This window comes from Alteromonas sp. ABH4_453, assembly GCF_056160665.1.
Genome location: NZ_JBSWXP010000001.1, coordinates 365,500 through 385,960, shown reverse-complemented (window position 1 = coordinate 385,960; position 20,461 = coordinate 365,500). Strand labels below are relative to the sequence as shown.

At 43.8% G+C, this 20,461-nt stretch carries 14 protein-coding genes; 8 read left to right on the top strand and 6 right to left on the bottom strand.

Annotation, left to right across the window (positions count from 1 at the left end):
- Window positions 1-35 precede the first annotated feature (35 nt).
- Genes nagA through ACXAGV_RS01635 form a run of 4 tightly spaced genes read right to left on the bottom strand, consistent with a single transcriptional unit; the run spans window position 36 to window position 4,143 of the window.
- The gene (gene nagA, locus ACXAGV_RS01650; RefSeq protein WP_474871308.1) at window positions 36-1,163 is read right to left on the bottom strand and encodes an N-acetylglucosamine-6-phosphate deacetylase; all 1,128 of its coding nucleotides are present in this window, start codon (window positions 1,161-1,163) and stop codon (window positions 36-38) included.
- Between the two features lie 2 nt (window positions 1,164-1,165).
- Window positions 1,166-2,167, bottom strand: coding sequence for a glucosamine-6-phosphate deaminase NagB-II (gene nagB-II, locus ACXAGV_RS01645; protein ID WP_474871306.1), 1,002 nt, complete (start codon window positions 2,165-2,167; stop codon window positions 1,166-1,168).
- A gap of 1 nt (window position 2,168) precedes the next feature.
- Window positions 2,169-3,047, bottom strand: a complete 879-nt coding sequence (locus ACXAGV_RS01640) for a glucosamine kinase nucleotide-binding domain-containing protein (RefSeq protein WP_474871304.1) — start codon at window positions 3,045-3,047, stop codon at window positions 2,169-2,171.
- 10 nt (window positions 3,048-3,057) lie between these two features.
- Window positions 3,058-4,143 carry an acyltransferase family protein gene (locus ACXAGV_RS01635; protein WP_474871302.1) on the bottom strand — a complete coding sequence of 362 codons (1,086 nt, stop codon included), beginning with the start codon at window positions 4,141-4,143 and terminating at the stop codon, window positions 3,058-3,060.
- A 201-nt stretch (window positions 4,144-4,344) separates the two neighbouring features.
- Between ACXAGV_RS01635 and ACXAGV_RS01630 the strand changes: the two genes are divergently transcribed.
- The 6 genes from ACXAGV_RS01630 to gcvP all read left to right on the top strand — a co-directional run bounded on the left by ACXAGV_RS01630 (window position 4,345) and on the right by gcvP (window position 15,285).
- Entirely contained in the window at window positions 4,345-5,379 is a 1,035-nt protein-coding gene (locus ACXAGV_RS01630; RefSeq protein ID WP_474871300.1) for a LacI family DNA-binding transcriptional regulator, read from the top strand.
- A 205-nt stretch (window positions 5,380-5,584) separates the two neighbouring features.
- Window positions 5,585-8,230, top strand: a complete 2,646-nt coding sequence (locus tag ACXAGV_RS01625) for a TonB-dependent receptor (RefSeq protein ID WP_474871298.1) — start codon at window positions 5,585-5,587, stop codon at window positions 8,228-8,230.
- A gap of 60 nt (window positions 8,231-8,290) precedes the next feature.
- On the top strand, window positions 8,291-10,531 hold the full coding sequence (locus ACXAGV_RS01620; RefSeq protein ID WP_474871296.1) for an alpha-N-acetylglucosaminidase: 2,241 nt from the start codon (window positions 8,291-8,293) through the stop codon (window positions 10,529-10,531).
- A gap of 202 nt (window positions 10,532-10,733) precedes the next feature.
- A complete protein-coding gene (gcvT, locus tag ACXAGV_RS01615; RefSeq protein ID WP_156078713.1) occupies window positions 10,734-11,813 on the top strand; it encodes a glycine cleavage system aminomethyltransferase GcvT in 1,080 nt (359 codons plus the stop codon).
- A 51-nt stretch (window positions 11,814-11,864) separates the two neighbouring features.
- Window positions 11,865-12,254, top strand: coding sequence for a glycine cleavage system protein GcvH (gcvH, locus tag ACXAGV_RS01610; protein WP_014950360.1), 390 nt, complete (start codon window positions 11,865-11,867; stop codon window positions 12,252-12,254).
- A gap of 121 nt (window positions 12,255-12,375) precedes the next feature.
- Window positions 12,376-15,285, top strand: coding sequence for an aminomethyl-transferring glycine dehydrogenase (gcvP, locus tag ACXAGV_RS01605; protein ID WP_474871293.1), 2,910 nt, complete (start codon window positions 12,376-12,378; stop codon window positions 15,283-15,285).
- A 256-nt stretch (window positions 15,286-15,541) separates the two neighbouring features.
- Here the strand turns inward: gcvP and ACXAGV_RS01600 are convergent, their stop codons facing one another.
- Window positions 15,542-16,432, bottom strand: coding sequence for a hypothetical protein (locus ACXAGV_RS01600; protein ID WP_474871291.1), 891 nt, complete (start codon window positions 16,430-16,432; stop codon window positions 15,542-15,544).
- Between the two features lie 422 nt (window positions 16,433-16,854).
- On the opposite strand from ACXAGV_RS01600, the gene ACXAGV_RS01595 reads away from it, so the two are divergent.
- On the top strand, window positions 16,855-17,832 hold the full coding sequence (locus tag ACXAGV_RS01595) for a HipA domain-containing protein (protein ID WP_474871289.1): 978 nt from the start codon (window positions 16,855-16,857) through the stop codon (window positions 17,830-17,832).
- Complete coding sequence (locus tag ACXAGV_RS01590) at window positions 17,829-18,572, top strand: HIRAN domain-containing protein (RefSeq protein WP_474871287.1); 744 nt, start codon at window positions 17,829-17,831, stop codon at window positions 18,570-18,572. The genes ACXAGV_RS01595 and ACXAGV_RS01590 overlap by 4 nt, the downstream gene beginning before the upstream one ends.
- Window positions 18,573-18,916: 344 nt before the next feature.
- On the opposite strand, the gene ACXAGV_RS01585 is transcribed toward ACXAGV_RS01590, so the two are convergent.
- Window positions 18,917-20,422 (bottom strand): serine hydrolase domain-containing protein, encoded by a 1,506-nt coding sequence (locus ACXAGV_RS01585; protein WP_474871285.1) that lies wholly within the window; start codon window positions 20,420-20,422, stop codon window positions 18,917-18,919.
- Between the last annotated feature and the right edge of the window lie 39 nt (window positions 20,423-20,461).

Genomic DNA, 20,461 nt, shown 5'->3' with positions numbered 1-20,461 from the left:
AAAAGAATACTGGGCTATGCATATTAGCTGCATACCTACCGCACGACTTCGCCGTTGCGCCAACAGCGTGTCACCCTTAAGTCTTTATTTAGCGTTATGAAGTTAGCGAAAGAGCCTGTGCGTAACGTTCCAATGTTCGCTTCGCTTTTTATAAATGAAGCAGGGGTAGACGTTGCCATTTTCAATGTTGCATGCAGATCAATACTCAGGTCGAAATGTGTATGCTGGATGGCTTTATCCATCGTTAATAGCGAACCCGCTAACGTACCGTCATCAAGACGTAACGTATCATTTTTACGTATGACTTTTACGCCTTGGTAGACGAAGTGGTCGACGTCACTTGCTGCCGGTGCCATAGCATCGGTTACCAGCATTAAGCGTTCATCACCTTTAAGTTTTATCGCTAGCTTTGCTGACACAGGATGAACGTGATGATGGTCAACGATTAGTCCGCAATAGACGTCATCTCTGTAAAGTGAGGCCCCAACCACACCAGGCTCTCTGCTGGTAAACGGTGACATGGCATTGAAAAGATGTGTAGCACCGGTAGCCCCCGCATCAAAAGCGGCAAAGCAGTCTTGGGAGGTGGCGTTAGTGTGGCCTATAGACACAATTACGCCTGCATTGGTTAGCGTCTCAATATCTGAGGGCGAGACCGCTTCTGGTGCTAGCGTGACAATTACTTTACCAAGATCATTTCGAGTAAATAAGGCCAACTCTTTGTTGCTCAGTGAGCGGATGTGCTTTGAACTATGCATGCCCTTTTTGGTTATGCTGAGGTGAGGCCCTTCGAAGTGGACACCCGGGATAGCGCCTGGATCCCATTTGTGACCTAACGCTATTGCATCAGCGCCTTTATTCATAACGTCGATGTCGTCGGTGATAATGGTTGGCATTAAGCTGCCCGTACCCACTTTTAAAAAGGCGTCTGCCATTTGCTGAAGCGTAGACAGTGTGGGCGTTTCGTTAAACTGAACGCCGCCTCCACCGTTTACTTGAACATCTACCATGGCGGGTATGACTAGCTCATGGATGACCTCAGCATTGCTATCATCCACACTGTTCGAGCAGAAAGCGGTCACTCGGCTGTTAATCACTTCAAAGCGCACGTTCGAATGAAATGAAAAGCCGTCAAAAAGGAGTTTGGCAAAATAAGATTTCATTGCTAGAGGGTTTCCGTTACTTTCTTAAGTCCTATAGGGCTGTCTGGATCCATATCCATCTCGCGCGCAGCTTTTTCAATATCTAAGTAAAAACGTTGCATAACAATGAGCGCCGATGTGAGAGGATGCACGTCCAATGGTACCTCAAATAAAGGGATAACTTGTGCTCCTCTGCGGATCACTTCTTCAATTTGTGACTTATGTACAGCACTTGAAGCGTCAGGAATATGGGCATCGATAACAGCTGTTCTGCGGTTTAGCAAGGATATGGGCCCGTGAAGAAATTCCGCGCTACTGAAAGCCTCAGCCTGTATTCCACAGACTTCTTTCATTTTAAGCGCTATTTCTCTGGATATGGCGTAACCGAAAGCGCGGCCTAGTACAACGCATCGTTCAAGCGGAGCTAAGTGCTCTGCGGTAAGTACAAAGGGGGAACTTATTACCGACTCTAATTGTGTAGGTAGGGCAAGTAAAGCTTCGTGAAGATCGTTGCGTTTAGTGAAATTTGCAACAATGCTTAATAACGCATACAAGGTCGCCAGATAGCTTTTGGTGGCGGCAACGGCAATTTCTGGCCCGGCACAAAGTGGTATAAATATATCTACAATATCTTTAACTGGTGATGACTCGTCATTTACCAGCGCAACACAAAGCGCACCTTTTTCCTTTGCCATTTTGGCTTGTGCAAGTATATCTGGGCTTCTGCCCGATTGAGAAATGATAAAAACCAGTGCTCTATTTAATCGAAGGGACTTGCCGAAAACGCTGTTTACCGATGGCGCGGCAGAAGCAACGGGCAGCCCCATTTCAGTTTCAATCAAATATTTTCCAAACACGCCGGCATGGTCTGAGGTACCACGGCCAATAATATACACAAATTCTGGATCGTGCTTTTCTATCTCTTCAGATAACTTGTTATATATATGGCTATTGTTGTCTAGCTGTCGTTTCAGCACTTGTGGCGTTTCTGCTGCTTCAGACGCCATTTTGGTCACATAAGCCATATTAACACTCCTTTACCAGGTCTTTTATTAATGAAATTGCACCAAATTCAGGTGAACACTTCGCGGGTTGTAAACGTTGTTGAATATTGTCAGGTAGCCACTCAGCCCATTGCGAAGACAAGCCACCAATCATTGAAATGCGTTTAGCGCCGAGTTCCTCTAGTTGAGAAACGACACCTGAAAGGTACTGCTTTCCTCCGTTCACAATACTAAGAGCAACGGGGTCACTGCCGTTAGCACATTTCACAACAATTGGCGCAAACTTACCGAAATCACTCGACTTGAAGTGCAGCGACTTACCGACTATCGCTTGAGGGTCGTCTGTACCAAGAGCTTCGCACATATCAGTAACGAGCCGAGAGGAAGGTACCAAGGAATCGAGTGCTTCAAGGGTGTATTGCAAGGCCTGCAGGCCAAGCCATGCGCCTCCCGCTTTGTCGCCTAAAGGGAAACCGTGGCCACCGATACTTGTTAAGTTTCCACTCAAGCTTGCAAGTGCTGAACTACCGGTTCCAGTTATTATAATTGCGCCGTCTTGACCTGCATGAGCGCCTAAACAAGCAATGTGTAGATCGGTGGTTATGTGTGTACGTTTAAATGGAAATATCCAACTCTGTGCAATTTCTCGATAACGCGTAACGTTTACACCTGCAAGACCTAGACAAACATTAAGATCGCTTATTTTTGTCGCTGACATTGAGGCTGCCTCTAATGCCAGTGTCGTAGCTTCGATAATTGATGCGAACGCGGTGTCGGCTGATTGAGCAGGGTTGCATGGACCTGACAATCCTTCGCCAAGCAATTCGCCTTGTTCGTTTTCAAGCCGCGCTTTGCATTTAGTGCCACCGCCATCAACGCCTACAAAGTAATTCTGAGTCACAGATTCCACCTTAAATCTTTATGAAAATTTGTTTGCGATAGAGGACATATACAGGAATAAAACAAACGCTGAGAAACAGAATGACCCACAACGTTGCACTTATAAAATCACTTGCTCCCATATCAGACATAAATGTGGTGTAGCTGTTGTGAACGGATACACCGGCGATTTCCCAATCAAGTAGCTTCTCTATGATAACGTGCAGGATATATGCGGTGATCGCGTTAGCCCCAAAGATGGTGGCTATTTGAGTACCGTTTCTGAAGCCTTTAATATCGGTGTACCACATCATACAGGCCAATATCATGGCGCCTATGCCGCCGGTGGCTAATACAAATGAGCTGGTCCACGCCTGTTTGATGAAAGGAAAACCTAGGCTCCAAATACATCCTAGAGAAAAAGTAACAAAGCCGAATACAAATAAATTCATCACCGTGGTAGGTAAGTCGTCCTTGCCTTTAACTATAATCTGGCCAATGAGCATACCCATGATACCGGTAACAATGGTAGGAAAGGTACTGAGCAGACCTTCGGGATCCCAAGTACCACGCCACAGCATACCCGGTACAAATTGATCGAACCAGTTTATAATGTTCTCTCCACGAGCAAGATGCCCGCTAGGTAGGCCCGGGGCAGGAACCAATAGAATAAATACCCAGTACAGAAGCAAGATACCAATGCCCACTTTAACCACGCTCTTTGGTTTGCAGTAAATTGCTAAATAACAGCAGGCAATATAAACAATGCCAATTCGCTGTAATACGCCTAGTAACCTTATTTGTTCGAAGTGGGTATAGAACAAATTAACAACGAGCCCGAGCCCAATAAGCGTAAAGCCTCTTCTCCACACTTTTTTCAAAATACTGGTCAATTGTGGTGAAGATGAATCGATATTCTTGAACCCCAAACTAATTGCTACACCCACAATGAGAATGAAAAAAGGGAACACTAAATCGGCAAAGTTGATGCCTATCCAATGTGCGTGCGCGAGTTCTCCATAAGTATTCGGACTGTTTACTACAATCATTGCGATTATGGTGAGCCCTCGAAATACATCGAGAGACAGAAGTCGTGAAGATGTCGTGTTTGTTGTCATGTTTCTTGCTTTTTTTATATTCAGTTGTTTAACCCTAACCCTTTTCTCTAACCTATGTCAACGTTGTCATTGTTGTTTTTTTGAACCTTGATGAAATTGTATTAGTTATTCATTGGTTTACGAAGACCAAGAAATTTGCTTAAAAAGGGGGTTCACTTTATTCTCTCTAACACTCAATACCTTTCACCGAAAAAGAGTTTCATGAAAAAACCAACTATTAAGGATGTCGCGAAATTAGCGGGAGTATCGTTTAAAACGGTTTCGCGAGTGGTTAACCAAGAACCAAATGTTAGTGAGTCGGTAAAGGAAAAAGTGCTTGAGTCAATAAAGCAGTTGAACTATCAGCCTAACCACACAGCAAGGGTAATGCGTAAAGCACCGTTCTCTCTTGCGTTTGTTTATGACAATCCCAACAGCCATTATGTGATTGAAATGCAAAATGGAATTATTTCTGAATGCAGAAAAAAAGGGTTTGAATTAGTTATTCACCCCACTGATTCTCATTCTGATGAGGTAGGGAATGAGCTTGCGGCTATGATTGGTTCAAATCAGATTGGCGGAATTATTCTCACCCCGCCATTGTCGGAAAATAAAGAGCTTGTTACATTTTTACTCAGTAGAGATGCTAAAGTAGTTAGGATCTTATCTGGCGAGCAACCCCCTGATAATCTAGCCCCGGTGTTGCATGTAGACGACGTGGATGCGGGATTTAAAATAACGCAGTATTTGCTGGATTTAGGCCACAGAGATATTGCTTTTCTTGGTTTTCATGCATCGCATGAGTCTAGTTTAGGGAGAGTAAGAGGTTTTACAAAGGCACATGAAGCAGCAAAATTGCCTTTTGATAAAAATTTTATCATTGATGGGGAGTTTACTTTCGAATCCGGCATGGATATGACTAAACAAGTACTTGCCATGCCCAAACGACCTTCCGCCATTTTTGCATGTAACGACGAAATTGCAGCGGGAGCTGTATTTATGGCGCGTCTTAACAATCTTAAAGTTCCAGAAGACATCTCGATTGTTGGTTTCGAAAACAGTCCCTTCGCCATGCAAACGTGGCCTCATCTTACTACGATTGACCAGCCTAACTTTGATATTGCAGCAACAGCTGCAGCAATGGTTATTGAAATGATGAAATCCAATGATATTCATGCTGTTGATTCAAAAGGGTTTTCTCTTGATGTGGTTGTAAGAGACTCGGCTTCTAATTATTCGCTTGAAAGCGTAGTTTAGCGTTTTCGTCTTACTGAAAGTTCATATTTTGGTCTACCCAATATCGTAGTAATAATTCCTTATTTTTTGTTGACAACGTTGACATTGGTTGGTAGCGTCAATGGCAGGTGATGAAAAAATCATCGTTAATAATAAGAAATAAAATTAATCAGCTGGTTGCCTAAAGCTGAACAACAACCACTACAAAGAAGATGGGAACCACATCATGAATAACGCTCGTCCAAAGAAAACGTTACTCGCCAGTGCTATCGTAGGCATTCTTAGCTCGCCTGCACTGGTTTTTGCTCAAGCTGCCTCAGACGTAAGTGACAGTGAAGTTGAACGTATTGACGTTACTTATCGTTCTAGTTTGGTCCAAGCTGCGGCACTAAAACGCGATGAAACGAAAGTTGCAGACATTATTACATCAGAAGATATCGGAAAGTTTCCTACCGAGAACATTGCTGAAGCAATCCAGCGAATCCCTGGCGTACAGATATCAAATATTAACGGTAGAGGTTCTACAATCAGTGTTCGCGGTTTAGGCTCCCAATATGCCAGAACTACCGTTAATGGCCAAACTATGGCGAGTGCGGATTTTACTGGTGGCTTTCGTTACGACATTATACAGTCTGAACTAGCTTCAAGTATTTCAGTAATTAAATCTCCCAGTGCAGACATGGATACTGGTGGTTTGTCAGGTACTATTAATATCGATACTACGAAGCCACTTTCCTACAGTGAGCGTAAGGTTGTAGCTTCGGTAAAGGGGCAATATTCGGAATTCTCACCCACAGATGATGTGACCCCCAAAGGTAATATCACCTATATCGACCAATTTGCTGATGACACAGTAGGATTATTTTTAAACGCAGGTTATCAGGAACTTGACGACAGGGTAGATAACTTCTGGATGGGTAGGTGGTTCAGCGATGATGAAGGCAATGATATTCCTCGACGTCCGCGTTACCGCCGTATTGACCGCGAAACCAAACGCTATTTGATGAACGGCGCAGTACAGTGGCGTCCTAGCGATAATTTCGAAACAACGTTTACCGCAATTTATGCTGATGACGATACGGTACAAGATTTGAACCAGCAGGTTTTCTTGTTCGATCGCGACGATATCACGCTACTTGGTGAGCCGGTAAATGGCGTTTATAACCAAGTGCGTATTGACGACTTTACTCTTGAAAATAATCGCCAAGCTGAGGACAAACAGGCTACCAGTAAAGCGTTTACGCTTGAGTCAAAGTACGAGACAGAAAACTGGACTTTAGTCGGTATCGCTCATTACACGAAAGGCGAGGCTGTGCATGCAGAAGAAGCGGTAATCTTAGCGACTACGGTATCTGCAAACATGGATATTTCAGATCGCAATAACGTTATCTTCAACGTGGATGAAGATCTAACCGACCCTTCTTTATACCCTGCTGACATGCCAAGGAACGAGTACCCAAACGGAGCAACTCGATACATGGACTCTTCTGAAAGTGCACTTCAATTTGACGCAATTCGCGTGCTTGAAGGCGACTTCTTCACTGGTTTTGCTTTTGGAGGAAAATTCCGTAAAGAAGAATTCAATAGAGACGTTTTTCGTACGGATAGATTCGCCATTGGTGAAGCTGATCCAAGCGACCTTCCGTTAATGAGTGACTTTAACTATATGGTAACTGACTTCTTGGACAACCAAATGTCCATAGAGCATGGCTGGGTCGCGCCAGATATTCAAGCTTACCGAGATGCGCTTGTGGCTGAAGGGGTAACAGTTCCAACTTTATTCGCTGCTCAATCTTCATATTCAATAGAGCGAGATATCCTATCGGTTTACGGAAAAGTTGATTTCGAAAGTTACATCGGTGAAATGACGTTGAGAGGAAATATTGGTGGTCGTTATGAAACTACCGACAGAACGATCAATACCTATTTGACCGGTGAAGATAACCCGATTAACTCTGAAATCAGTTTAGTGATTGGCGAAACTGCATTTGACTACGATTACAACAATTTTTTACCGAGCGTAAACCTTGTGCTTGAATTGACAGACGAAGTACAAGCGCGATTTGCTGCTGCCAAGGTGCTAGTCCGTCCATTACTGACATCGCGCACACAAATTGCTGCCTCTGAAACGTCGGTAAATAATTCATTCGGTACGCGTACTTACACTGTAGATCTTGGCCAGCCTAACATGAAAGCGCTGACTGCCGATCAAGCCGACTTAGGGCTAGAGTGGTACTACGGCGAGGGTAATAGCTTAGCACTCACTCTTTTTTGGAAAGAAATTAAGAACGGGTCGGTTTCTGAGTTTGTTTGCCCTGATAGCTACAACGACGTTGCGCTAAGTGGAACGCCGGAAGATTGCGTGGACACAGAAGGTAACATCTATGAAATCACCAGCACCTACAACGATGATAGTGGTACTACTATCAAAGGGTATGAACTAGGTTGGAACCAGAGCCTTGATGCATTGTTACCTATCGATGGTTTCGGTTTCTCAGCAAACTATACTTTCATCGATGCAGAAGATAGCGAAGACTTCGTGCTAACTAATTCGTCAGAAGAGACTTGGAATTTCATCGGATATTGGGAAAACGACACCTTTAGTGCAAGGGTCGCCGTGAACAATCGTAGCCCTTACGTTCAAGATAACACTGATGCATTTTTTGCGCGCGAGGGAAGGGTAGTCGACGGTAGAAATCAGGTTGATATTCTATTGAGCTATAACGTTACTGAAGCACTTAACCTTCGTTTTGGAGCACTGAATATCAATGGTAACAACGAAGAAGCCTATTTCACAGAAGAGAAGCCGGTGTGGCAAACGACAAGTATTATAGGCACTAGCTATTATCTGAGTGCGGTGTACTCATTTTAAGACAATTATGCTGCGGGAAACCGCAGCATTTTTTCTATGATTTTATCAGGATATTAAGCAATGAAGAAAACGTGGTCACTCTCGATAAGTGCATTGTGCCTAAGCTTATCTGCTGTATTAGCTGGCTGCGAACAGCAGCAAGAAGCCTCAGAAGTCTCAGAAGTCTCAGAAGTCGCATCTAAACCGTTAGACCCTCAGGTGAGCGCTGTTCTAGAGCGAGTTACACAGGGGCAAGTAAAAAATATATCAACGATTAAAGTAACTGATAAAGAGCCTGAGTGGTTTGAAGTAAATGTAATTGATGGGCAAGCGGAAGTGCTGGCAAATAGTCATACCGCACTAGCGTATGGCGCTTATCAATACTTACGAGAACAGGGCGCTTTGTCAGTAAGTTGGGAAGGAAAGCGCGTTGCGTTCCCTGACGTGTTTGAAGACTTTGATGGTACAAAAACAACAACCCCATTTGCACAACGCACTTATCTAAATGTTTGTGCTTACGGCTACACAACACCGTGGTGGGACTGGGAGCGTTGGGAGAAAGAAATAGACTGGATGGCGCTTCACGGAGTAAACAATCCTGTAGCAATGGAAGGGCAAGAATTTGTATGGCAAGCATTATGGAAGGATTTCGACGTTACCGATAAAGAACTAGCCGATTACTTTTCTGGCCCAGCATTCACGCCATGGCAACGCATGGGGAATATCGAAGGGCACGAGGGGCCTCTCCCGCAAAGTTGGATAAACAAAAAACATCAATTGCAAAAACAAATCCTCAAGCGCATGAAAGCGTTGGGTATGCAGCCCGTTGTACCTGCGTTTAGTGGCTACGTACCTAAAGCGTTTGTTGAGCGTTTTCCCGACGCCAAGGTTTATGAAATGCCACGCTGGACTGGATTTGAAAATGCTACCTATTGGTTAGACCCCGCTGACCCCCTCTTTAAAACAGTGGCTAAGCGATTTATTGAGCTTTATACCGAAATTTATGGTGTACAGGACTATTACCTATCAGACGCATTTAACGAAATGCTACCGCCGGTTTCTGAAGAGAACCGACACGCCGAGCTAGCATCTTATGGAAAACGCATTTATGAATCTATTGCTCAGGTTGCACCAGATGCTGTATGGGTAATGCAAGGATGGATGTTTGGCGCAGACGAAGAATTCTGGGACCTCGCATCTATCGAAGCCTTCTTAAAAGATGTTCCTGATCAAAAAGCTATGATCCACGATATCGGAAATGACAGATATCACGTGTGGCAGCGAACAGAAGGTTTTAAAGGCAAGCCATGGGTGTTTGGCTTCATTCACAACTATGGAGGTTCAGATCCTGTTTATGCTGACTTCGCAGACTATGTCGAGCAGTTGGACGTGGTGACAAACTCTGATAAAAAAGGCGTGCTAACCGGGTTTGGTGTATTTCCCGAAGGGATCCATAACAATTCTGTGGCCTATGAGTTTCTGTTCGATTTGCCTTGGAACGCCAAGCCCGATATGAAAAAGTGGCTAGCAAATTATACTAAAGCGCGCTATGGAAAGACTTCACCCGAACTTATCGCAGCATGGGAAAAGGTGATAAAAGGAGTGTTCTCAGTTAGCTATTGGAAAAGCCGCTGGTGGGAAGGCTCAGCTGGCGCGTACTTGCTGTTTAAGCGCCCAACAATCGACATTGTAAACTTTGATGGGCACCCGGGTAATTTAATGGCCTTGTACGATGGTATCTCACAGCTAATTGAGCTGGCACCGTTGATGGATAATGCGTACCTATATCAGTACGATATTGTCGATTTTGTGAAGCATGCAGTATCTTTACATGTTGACCTTATGCTGCAAGAAGTGGTTAGGGCATATTCATCAAACGACTTCGAACGAGGCGATGAACTCATGGTCTCAATAGAGGCTGCAGTCACAAAGTTAGATAACTTACTAGGGTTTCATCAAGAAAGTTTGCACACGTGGTTAAGTGACGCCTCAGCTTATGGTGAGACTGCGCAAGAGTCTGCTTATTACGTAAATAATGCGCGCCTGCAAGTAACGCAATGGGGTGGACCAAAGCTGAAAGATTATGCATCTAAAGCGTGGCAGGGTATGTACAAAGACTATTATTTGCCTCGCTGGAAAATGTACTTATCTGCGTACCGCATCGCACAGGAAGCTCAAACTCCGTTTGATGATGCTGCGCTGCAGGAAGCGCTGATAAACTGGGAGCGTGATTGGATAAAGCAAACGGAAATTCCAACGCAATATACCCCAGAAACACCAATCGAAGATGCGCAAGCGCTTATGGATACGATCTCGCTATAATAAAAATTGGTGTGTCTGCTCTGATCAAAAGCCCCGTTACCGACTTGAGTACGGGGCTTTTTACATTTGTATATCTAATCCAGTTGTGCAAATACATTTGCTTTTTAAATGTATTGATAAAAATTTCCAATTTGTTGCATAAACGTTAGCTCACTATACTCAATTTCGTTTTCTACCTTTCAAATTAAAAAGAGTAAGTGGAATGTCTAGTACCACCGCCCTACACGCAAAGCACCTAGAAGCCGGTGCGAAAATGGTCGATTTCTTCGGCTGGGATATGCCAATTAACTATGGTTCACAAATTGAAGAGCATCACGCTGTGCGTCAAGACGCCGGTATGTTTGATGTGTCTCACATGACCATTGTTGACGTAAAAGGCGCACAAGCCAAAGCGTATCTTCAGTACCTTTTAGCCAACGATGTGGCAAAACTAAAAGACAAAGGCAAAGCGCTATACAGCGGCATGCTTAACGAAGAAGGCGGTGTTGTAGACGACCTTATCGTTTATCACTTCGACGAAACTAACTATCGCTTAGTGGTTAACTCGGCCACGCGCGAAAAAGACATGAACTGGTTAATGAGCAAAGCAGAAGGCTTTGACGTAACCATCACCGAGCGCCCTGAGTTTGCCATGATTGCAGTACAAGGCCCTAACGCAAAAGAAAAAGCCGCTAACCTGTTCAGCGCAGCGCAAAAAGAAGCGGTAGCGGGCATGAAGCCATTCTTTGGTGTACAAGCAGAAGATTTATTTATCGCTACCACAGGCTACACCGGTGAAGCAGGCTATGAAATTATGGTGCCAGCTGAACAAGCGGAAAGCTTCTGGCAAGCACTACTAGACGCGGGCGTTAAGCCTTGCGGCCTGGGTGCTCGCGACACACTTCGTCTAGAAGCTGGCATGAACCTGTACGGCCAAGATATGGATGAAACCGTATCTCCACTAGCCGCCAACATGGGCTGGACAATTACTTGGGAACCAGCTGATCGCGACTTCGTAGGGCGTAAAGCACTAGAAGCACAGCGCGAAGCGGGTACCGACAAGCTAGTAGGCTTGGTGATGACTGAAAAAGGCGTGCTGCGTCACGGTCTTAAAGTGAAAACAGAAAGCGGCGAAGGCGTTATCACTTCAGGTACGTTCTCTCCAACTCTAGGTCACTCAATTGCGATGGCACGAGTACCAAGTGATGTTGGTGAAACAGTAGAAGTGGAAATGCGCAAAAAGTGGGTTACAGTAAAAGTGGTTAAGCCCTCCTTTGTTCGCAATGGAAAAAGTGTTTTATAAGGCCAATAGCTACTAGGCCCCAAAAGTTAACAGAGAATAACAGGAACGATTATGAGCAACATCCCAACTGATTTACGCTATGCCGCTACGCACGAATGGGTTCGCCCTGAAGGTGACGGTGTTTTCACTGTAGGTATTTCTGAGCACGCACAAGGCTTACTTGGCGACATGGTCTTCGTTGATTTGCCAGATGTTGGCGACGCAGTAAGCACTGGCGACGACGTATGTGTTGCTGAATCGGTAAAAGCAGCGTCTGACGTTTACGCGCCAATTTCAGGTGAAATTGTAGCAATTAACGAAGACCTAGAAGATTCACCAGAACTAGTTAACTCTGACCCGTACGGCGACGGTTGGCTATTTAAAATTAAAGCTGACGATGCGGCAGAAGTAGAAGGTCTACTAGACGCCGAAGGCTACGAAAACAGCATCGACGAAGAGTAATTCGTTACGCAGTTTTAAAAGAACCATAATTTGAAAAGGGGCATGAAGATAATTCAGCCCCTTTTTAACTTGAAGATTTAACGCGCCCTTGCGGCAACCATTACGAGTGCTTAACAACGTTATGTCGAATACTTCCCCTACATTGGCTCAACTAGAGCAAAAAGATACATTTATCCGCCGCCACATTGGCCCGGGTAAAGGCGAAATTGAAGAAATGCTGTCTGCTATTGGTGCAAGCTCACTAGACGATTTAATTGAGCAAACTGTACCGGCAGGTATTGCGCTACCAGAGCCACTAAAATGTGGTGAAGGGGCGACAGAAGTTGAAGCATTAAGTGAACTTAAAGCCGTTGCACAAAAGAACAAAATTAACCGTTCTTTCATTGGTATGGGTTACTACGATACGCACGTACCAAACGTTATTCTTCGCAACGTGCTAGAAAATCCAGGTTGGTACACAGCGTACACGCCTTACCAGCCAGAAATTGCCCAAGGTCGTTTGGAAGCTATTCTTAACTTCCAACAAGTGACCATTGACTTAACAGGCCTAGAGCTAGCATCTGCGTCATTACTTGATGAAGGTACAGCGGCAGCAGAAGCCATGGGCCTTGCTAAGCGTGTATCTAAGAACAAAAAAGCGAATGCGTTCTTTATTGCTAACGACGTTCACCCGCAAACGGTTGACGTGGTTGAAACCCGCGCTGAAATGTTTGGTTTTGAAATCATCAAAGGTGCGGCAGAAGAAGCAGCTGAACACGACATATTCGGTGCGCTACTTCAATATCCAACCTCTACCGGTGAAGTAAAAGACATCAGCGACATCATTGCTGCGGTACAAGCGAAAAAAGGGATTGTGGCAGTAGCCGCTGACCTTATGAGCTTAGTAATGCTTAAGTCGCCTGGCGAGCTAGGTGCAGACGTTGCACTTGGTAGTGCACAGCGCTTTGGTGTACCTATGGGCTATGGTGGCCCGCACGCGGCATTCTTTGCTACACGCGATAGCTACAAGCGTTCACTACCTGGTCGTATTATTGGTGTAAGTAAAGACACCCGCGGTCGCCCAGCACTTCGTATGGCGCTGCAAACTCGTGAACAACACATTCGCCGTGAAAAAGCGAACTCGAACATTTGTACAGCGCAGGTGCTGCTAGCTAACATGGCAAGCTTCTACGCGGTATACCACGGCCCACAAGGCCTTAAAACCATTGCTGAGCGCATTCACCGCTTCGCCGACATTCTTGCTACTGGTTTAAACCAGAAAGGTGCAGAAAAAGGTGTTGCTCTTAAGCACAGCACATACTTCGACACGCTAACCGTAATGGTAAGCAACAAAGAAGACGTACTAGAGAAAGCCTATGCAAAAGGCATGAACCTACGCGCAGACCTTGAAGGTGCGGTAGGTGTGTCGCTAGACGAAACCACCACACGTGAAGACATTGTTGCGCTATTCGACGTATTGCTTGGTGAGGAGCACGGCCTTACTGTTGAAGGTTTAGATGCAGAAGTAACCACGCAAGACGTAAAATCTATTCCTGAAGGTTTAGTACGTACTAGCGACTTCCTAACGCACGAAGTGTTTAACAAGTATCACTCTGAAACAGAGATGCTTCGTTACATCAAGAGCCTTGAAAACAAAGACTTGGCGCTTAACCACTCAATGATTTCATTGGGCTCGTGCACCATGAAGCTAAACGCAACGGCTGAAATGATCCCTGTAACATGGGCTGAATTCGGTCAGCTTCACCCGTTTGCGCCACTAGACCAAGCAGCAGGCTATCAAGAAATGATTGCCGAGCTTAGCGAGTGGTTAATTAACGTAACAGGTTACGACGCGCTTTCAATGCAGCCTAACTCGGGTGCGCAAGGTGAATACGCGGGTCTATTGGCTATTCAGCGCTATCACGAGAGCCGCGGCGAAGGTCACAGAAATGTGTGCCTAATTCCAAGCTCTGCCCACGGTACTAACCCAGCGTCTGCGCAGATGGTTAGCCTTAAAGTGGTAGTAGTAGCCTGTGATAGTAAAGGTAACGTAGACCTTAACGACCTTCGTAAAAAAGCGGAAGAAGTGGGCGACAACCTATCGTGCGCCATGATCACGTACCCGTCTACCCACGGTGTATATGAAGAAACCGTGCGCGAGATTTGTGACATTGTTCACCAATACGGCGGTCAGGTTTACATGGACGGCGCGAACATGAACGCGCAGGTGGGCATTACGTCACCTGGCTTCATTGGTTCAGACGTGTCGCACCTTAATCTACACAAAACCTTCTGTATTCCACACGGTGGTGGCGGCCCTGGTATGGGACCTATTGGCGTTAAGTCGCACCTTGCGCCATTCCTACCAAACCACACGGTTGTTAATGTAGAAACGGCAGGCAAAGACTGTGGAGCAGTATCGGCAGCGCCATGGGGCAGTGCATCAATTCTGCCTATTAGCTACATGTACATCAAAATGATGGGTAGCGCTGGCCTTCGCCGTGCAACCGAAGTAGCTATTCTTAACGCTAACTATGTGGCTAAGAAGCTAGAAGGGCACTTCCCAGTGCTTTACAAAGGCAACAATGGCCGCGTAGCGCACGAATGTATTATTGACCTTCGTCCGCTTAAAGAAGCAAGCGGTGTTACCGAGCTAGATATCGCGAAGCGCCTAAACGACTACGGCTTCCACGCGCCAACCATGAGCTTCCCAGTAGCGGGTACGCTTATGATTGAGCCAACCGAGTCGGAAGCGAAGTACGAACTAGACCGTTTCATTAACGCCATGGTTAGCATTCGCCAAGAAATTGCGAAAGTAGAAAGCGGCGAGTGGGATGCCACTGACAACCCATTACACAATGCACCGCACACACTAGCTGACATCTGTGACAGCGACTGGAACCGCAGTTACGACCGTATGCTAGCGGCGTACCCAGCACCAGAAGTACACAGAAATAAGTTCTGGCCAACGGTTAACCGTATTGATGACGTTTACGGCGACCGCAACCTGATCTGTTCTTGCCCTAGCATAGAGAGCTATGTTGAGGAGTAGGGTGGTTTAGCAGCGCTGCTGCTAGAGCATGATTGATTTGAAAGGCGAACCGGTTGGTTCGCCTTTTTTGTGTTTCTATACCATTTTTATATTAAAGATAGGAGCGCTTCTTGGAAGTAGTAAAAGTGGCTTTATTTCTTGTCAAAAACTGGAAGGGTTAAATCAATATAAGTTCATTCTAAAGTATCAATTTCATTAAATACTTGGCTGAAATTTATCGTTCATGAGGAGCCTTCCAGATATTTATTCGCAGCCTCTACCGTTTTATTTGTCTTTGTCTTGGAAAAATATAAGGAGTTATATTGCTTTCCTTGTCACATAAGTTCTCATAGCTAAAATCGAAAGGAGCATTCTTTGGCTCTATATCTATAATGTCTTTTACTCCTATGCTTGTATGCTCTTGTTCAGAAAAGTCTAAGACATGAAGACTGAAACTGGCTAGTTTCTTAGCTGCAAATAACAAACTCCTTAGATCTCCGTTTCCAAATAGTTTTGCCGATACACCGTCTTGTTCAAGTGTCCAGCTTTCATCTTGACGTTCAATACTGCAGGAAAGAGAATTTTCCACATAGCGAAGCATTTGCGATGCTTGGATAAACGTTTCTATTAGTTGATATCGTTCGTTGGAGGCCAAGGAATGCAATAGTTCATTGATTTTGTTAAAACTCAACGCTAAGTTTTCTTCAAAAGCTTCCGTTACTGAGAAAGTCGGTGTTCCATTGATATCTCTTGGAAAGGCTTTTTTATGTAAGCTGACATGATTGCATGATATATCTTTGTACTGATTATTTTCTAAATGTTTCCCAAACAGTTCAATGTGCTTATGAAAGTTTGTGAAGTTATTTTGGGAAGAGAGAAGTCTCATGTTTTCGTTCATTTGCTCTGAACGGTGATTTGTTGCGTAGAGTGCGAGCATTGGGATAAGTAATGCCAACACTGCAATTGGAAACTTATAGACTAAAAATAAATTGTTGAACCCTTCGAAAGAAAATTCTATTGAATAACCAAATTTATAATAAAAATTGATTGTAATAACTGTTATAGAAACAAAGAAAATTAAAAATATTATTAAAACAGTCTTTTTCACGATAGATAACGAGAAAAAACTCTGGTTAGCAGGAAAAGCTTCTATGAGTTTATTTAACAATTTAACTCCAGTTATATGATAGAAAAAAGAGACCCAGAGAACTTGTAACAGATTTTTTTACTGTCAGCGGGTGGTATGCTATTTGAGCCGCATCTCAACTTCAATAATAAAACGTATTATTGTATGACGTCAGCTTTGAGTGGCTATAGACTTTTTCTTACTTGTGCCTCACATTTAAAGTACAATATTTTCTAGTCGAGCGGTATCTAGAACTCTTGAAAGCTCAAAGGAGATCTTAAGCGTAAGGACACAGCAACCCTCTTTTCAAAAAAACTGTTTTTCCAAATAGTATCAATCTAGTCTTAAGCTAAATCGAGTGATATCTTTATTTTCTATAACACTAGCTCGTCGGAAGTTTAGATTAAGCTTGCCTTCTGAGCTAGAGAATTATTGCATTCGATCAATAAGGCATTTCAGTTTAAATGATGAATTTTACAATCATTGATATTTCTAGTCAGAATATCGATAACTATGAACAAATGGGTACTAAATCCAAGTTTTGGTATACAGATAAATCCAATGGTCGGGAGTACCTTTTTAAATCTCTTCATACTGAGGACAAGTATCAGAACCCAATTATTCGACATGGCGAAGACTGGGCAGAAAAAGTAGCTTGTGAACTAGCTGGTGTATTGGGTATTCCACATGCAAATTACGAACTAGCAATAAATGGTGAAGAACGCGGTACCAGAAGTGAGAATTTCATCCAAGAAGGAGATTCGATGATTTTCGGAAACCAGACGATAGAGCACGTAATAGAACGGGTACTAGAACAACAACTAGAAAAAGGTCAGCGATCACAAACTATAGCTCGTGTCTCCGTGATAATGGATCGTTTAATCGTCAATCCTCCAAAAGGATGGAAAGAGACTAAAGCAATCAAAAGTGCTGGAGATGTTTTCGTCGGGTATGTAATGTTTGATGCATGGATCTCTAATCAAGATAGGCATAATGAAAACTGGGCAATGATCATTGATAAATATGGCAAAAAATCACTTGCACCATCGTTTGATCATGCTGCTAGCTTGGGTCGCAATGAAAGTGATGCAAAGCGAAAAACGAGGCTAGAAACCAAAGATAAAGGACAGAGTATCGCTACGTATGTTCAAAAATGTAAATCTTATTTTTACCATGAAGGAAAGAGGTTAAAAACTATTGAAGCATTTACATTTTTTGCCATGCTTTATGGAGAAGCAGCTTTAGAGTGGCTTGAACGATTAGAAAACATTACAGCGAAGAAAATCTCGGATATACTTCTCGCAATTCCAGAAGACACGATGAGTGAGGTAGCGAAGCAGTTCTGTTTTGCAATGCTTCGGGAAAATAAAAAAATTCTTTTAGACTCAAGAGAGTTAATTTTAAGAACTATAGAGATAAAGAAAGAGCATTATAGAAAATGAAAAGTGTTTTTGTAACTTGGAAAAATATTGATGATGGCATGTGGTACCCAGTTGCTAAGTTAACTAGAGATCTTGATGGCTATCGCTTGAACTATACCAAAGGTGCAAAGAACGAAAATTTTATACCTTTTCCTCGTATGACAGATAGGAAAAAAAAGTATTTTTCTAATAGGTTGTTTTCTTTTTTTCAGAATAGGTTGCTTCCAAAAAACAGACCCGAGTTTCGTAAGATGCTTGATTGGTCTGATATGAGTATCGAAAATTACGATGAACTTGATATGCTTAGCATCTCGGGCGGTGAACGTAAGACTGACCAATACCGGATTACTCCAATGCCGGTAATGATTCGAGATAATGAATACAATATTAGTTTCTTTACCAGCGGAGTCAGTCACTTACCTAATGAAAGCTTGGGCAGAATTGAGCTTTTAGATAAAGGCGAACCTCTGACTTTCGAATATGAAAATGACAATAAATTTGATTGTAACGCTGTACTAGTAACAACTGTTGATGACCAGAAGACTAAAGTTGGCTATTGTCCAAAGTACTTTAATTGTGATGTTCGTAAGCTATTAGGTAATCCTGAATTGACTCATTATTCACTTAAAGTTCAGAAAGTGAACCTTGACGCTCCAGCGCAGTACAGGCTTCTGTGTGAGTTTACAACAAAATGGCCGAAAGGGTTTATTCCGTTTTTATCTGATGACTATCAGCCATATAGCGCTGAACTAGCAGAGTAAGTCGAGACTAATTTAGGTAAGTAAAGGTGGTTTTTTTGACCCCTTGATAACAAGAGGGGCTACGCCTTTTTTAACTCCCCCGACTTTAGCTGCACAGGTTTCCTTCCGAAGACTCTGGCTTCTTAATATATGTACTGCTCAAGTTGAGTTTTTAAATATCATAAACGCTGCGTTAATCGACGAACAAAAGTTCTACATTAAAGACAGTGAAACAATGTGCCCTACAAGCCTTCGTATTGAATTAGTAGCGACTTTGTTTATTTGAGTACGTATCTTAAAAAAACGGAGAATATTTTTGAATTAAGAAGATATCCGTTGAATGCTTTCAAATTCATAAATTACTCTTACCGCTTCCCTCGAATGTTCCCATCCATCACAAGCGCCTCAGCCTGCCCGTTCTTTTCATCCAACTCAAACCGAATACTACTCCCATTCTTAGCAAAAAATAGTCCTTCACCCTCATGAAAGTATTCTTCATTTTCAACATAAGGTAAGGCGTTAAGCACAAAACCATTGGCTGTTTTTTCTAGCGCCACATCAACGTTAACTGGCTTGGTCACCACATAGGTTCCAATGTATTTACTCAGTTCCTTTTGGCTTATGGGTACTAACTTCTTCACTTCAGCTTCCGAATAGCCCACGTTTAACGCTTCTTTTAAGCGTATTTCTAGTTCAGTTATTAACTGCCTACCGTTGTTGCCGTTCGTCATAATGGCATAGCCGTTGCCGGTATCTAGTTCAAGGTATAGCTGCGACATAAAACCAGCATCTGCGCCGCCGTGTCCAAAGCCCAGAATTTCTCCATCGTCACTCATGTTGATAAAAAAGCCGATGCCTACATTAGGTGCTTCATTGGTTGGTGTATTGTTGGTTAACATTTCTTGCGCGGTGGCTTGCGATATCCAGTCTGTTTTTTGCCCTAAATACGCGCTACGAACGCCGCTTGCTAGTTTCAACATGTCTGATGGCGTACTCCACATGCCTGCCGCTGCTAATGTGGCGTAGGTATGGGCGCCACCCTTAATTGGCGCACCGTTACCGTCATACGGCGTAGCCATATTATTTGATAAGTTTGTCGATATGGGTTGTTCGAAGCCAGAACGTGTCATGCCTAAAGGTTTAAATAAAAGCCGTTGTGACATAGATGGAAGGGGCTCGTTAGCTACGTCCTGCAAAGTGAGTTGAGCAAGCGTAGTGCCGCCACCGGAATAACGCATTTGTGTACCTGGTTGAATATCAACAACAACGGCATCGGTATTGGCGGGAAATGCACCTTCTAGCACCTGCGGCAAAGTAGGCACGGGTTCGCCTGCCGCGTAACCAGGAAAGCCATGTACTGTGGTACCCGCCGTGTGGCTTAACAATCTGCGTAAAGAGACAACGTCTTGCCCAGTCCACTCATGTTCAGGCAACTGCCAGCTGGTGAGTAAGGTATTAATATCTGCATCTAAATCTAGCGGGTTATTTTCGCGATATTTCATCAATACCGCTGCAAATGCGGGTTTAGAAATACTGCCTGCTTGGAACACCGTGTTTTCATCAATAGCCAATTCAGTGGCTAAATCTTTAACGCCGCTTTGCATGGTCCAAGCTATTTGCCCATTTTTCATAAACGCGACAGACACACCAGGCACATCATAATGCGCTTGTCTTTGCTCTAAAGATTGGTAATCAACCTCTTGCCCTTCAATTCGAATGCGTTCAGTAAGCCCAGTTTTCAAAAGGTTGGCTTCTTTTGATTCTGCGGCAGCAGAAGAGGAGGCGGGAAGGGTTTCAGGCTCTGTACAGCCCAATAACGAAGCTAAACAAAACGAAAGTGTTAAAGAGGAGAAGAGCTTAATTGATGTCATTATATGTATTCCATTACGAGTGAACGTACCAGAGTATGT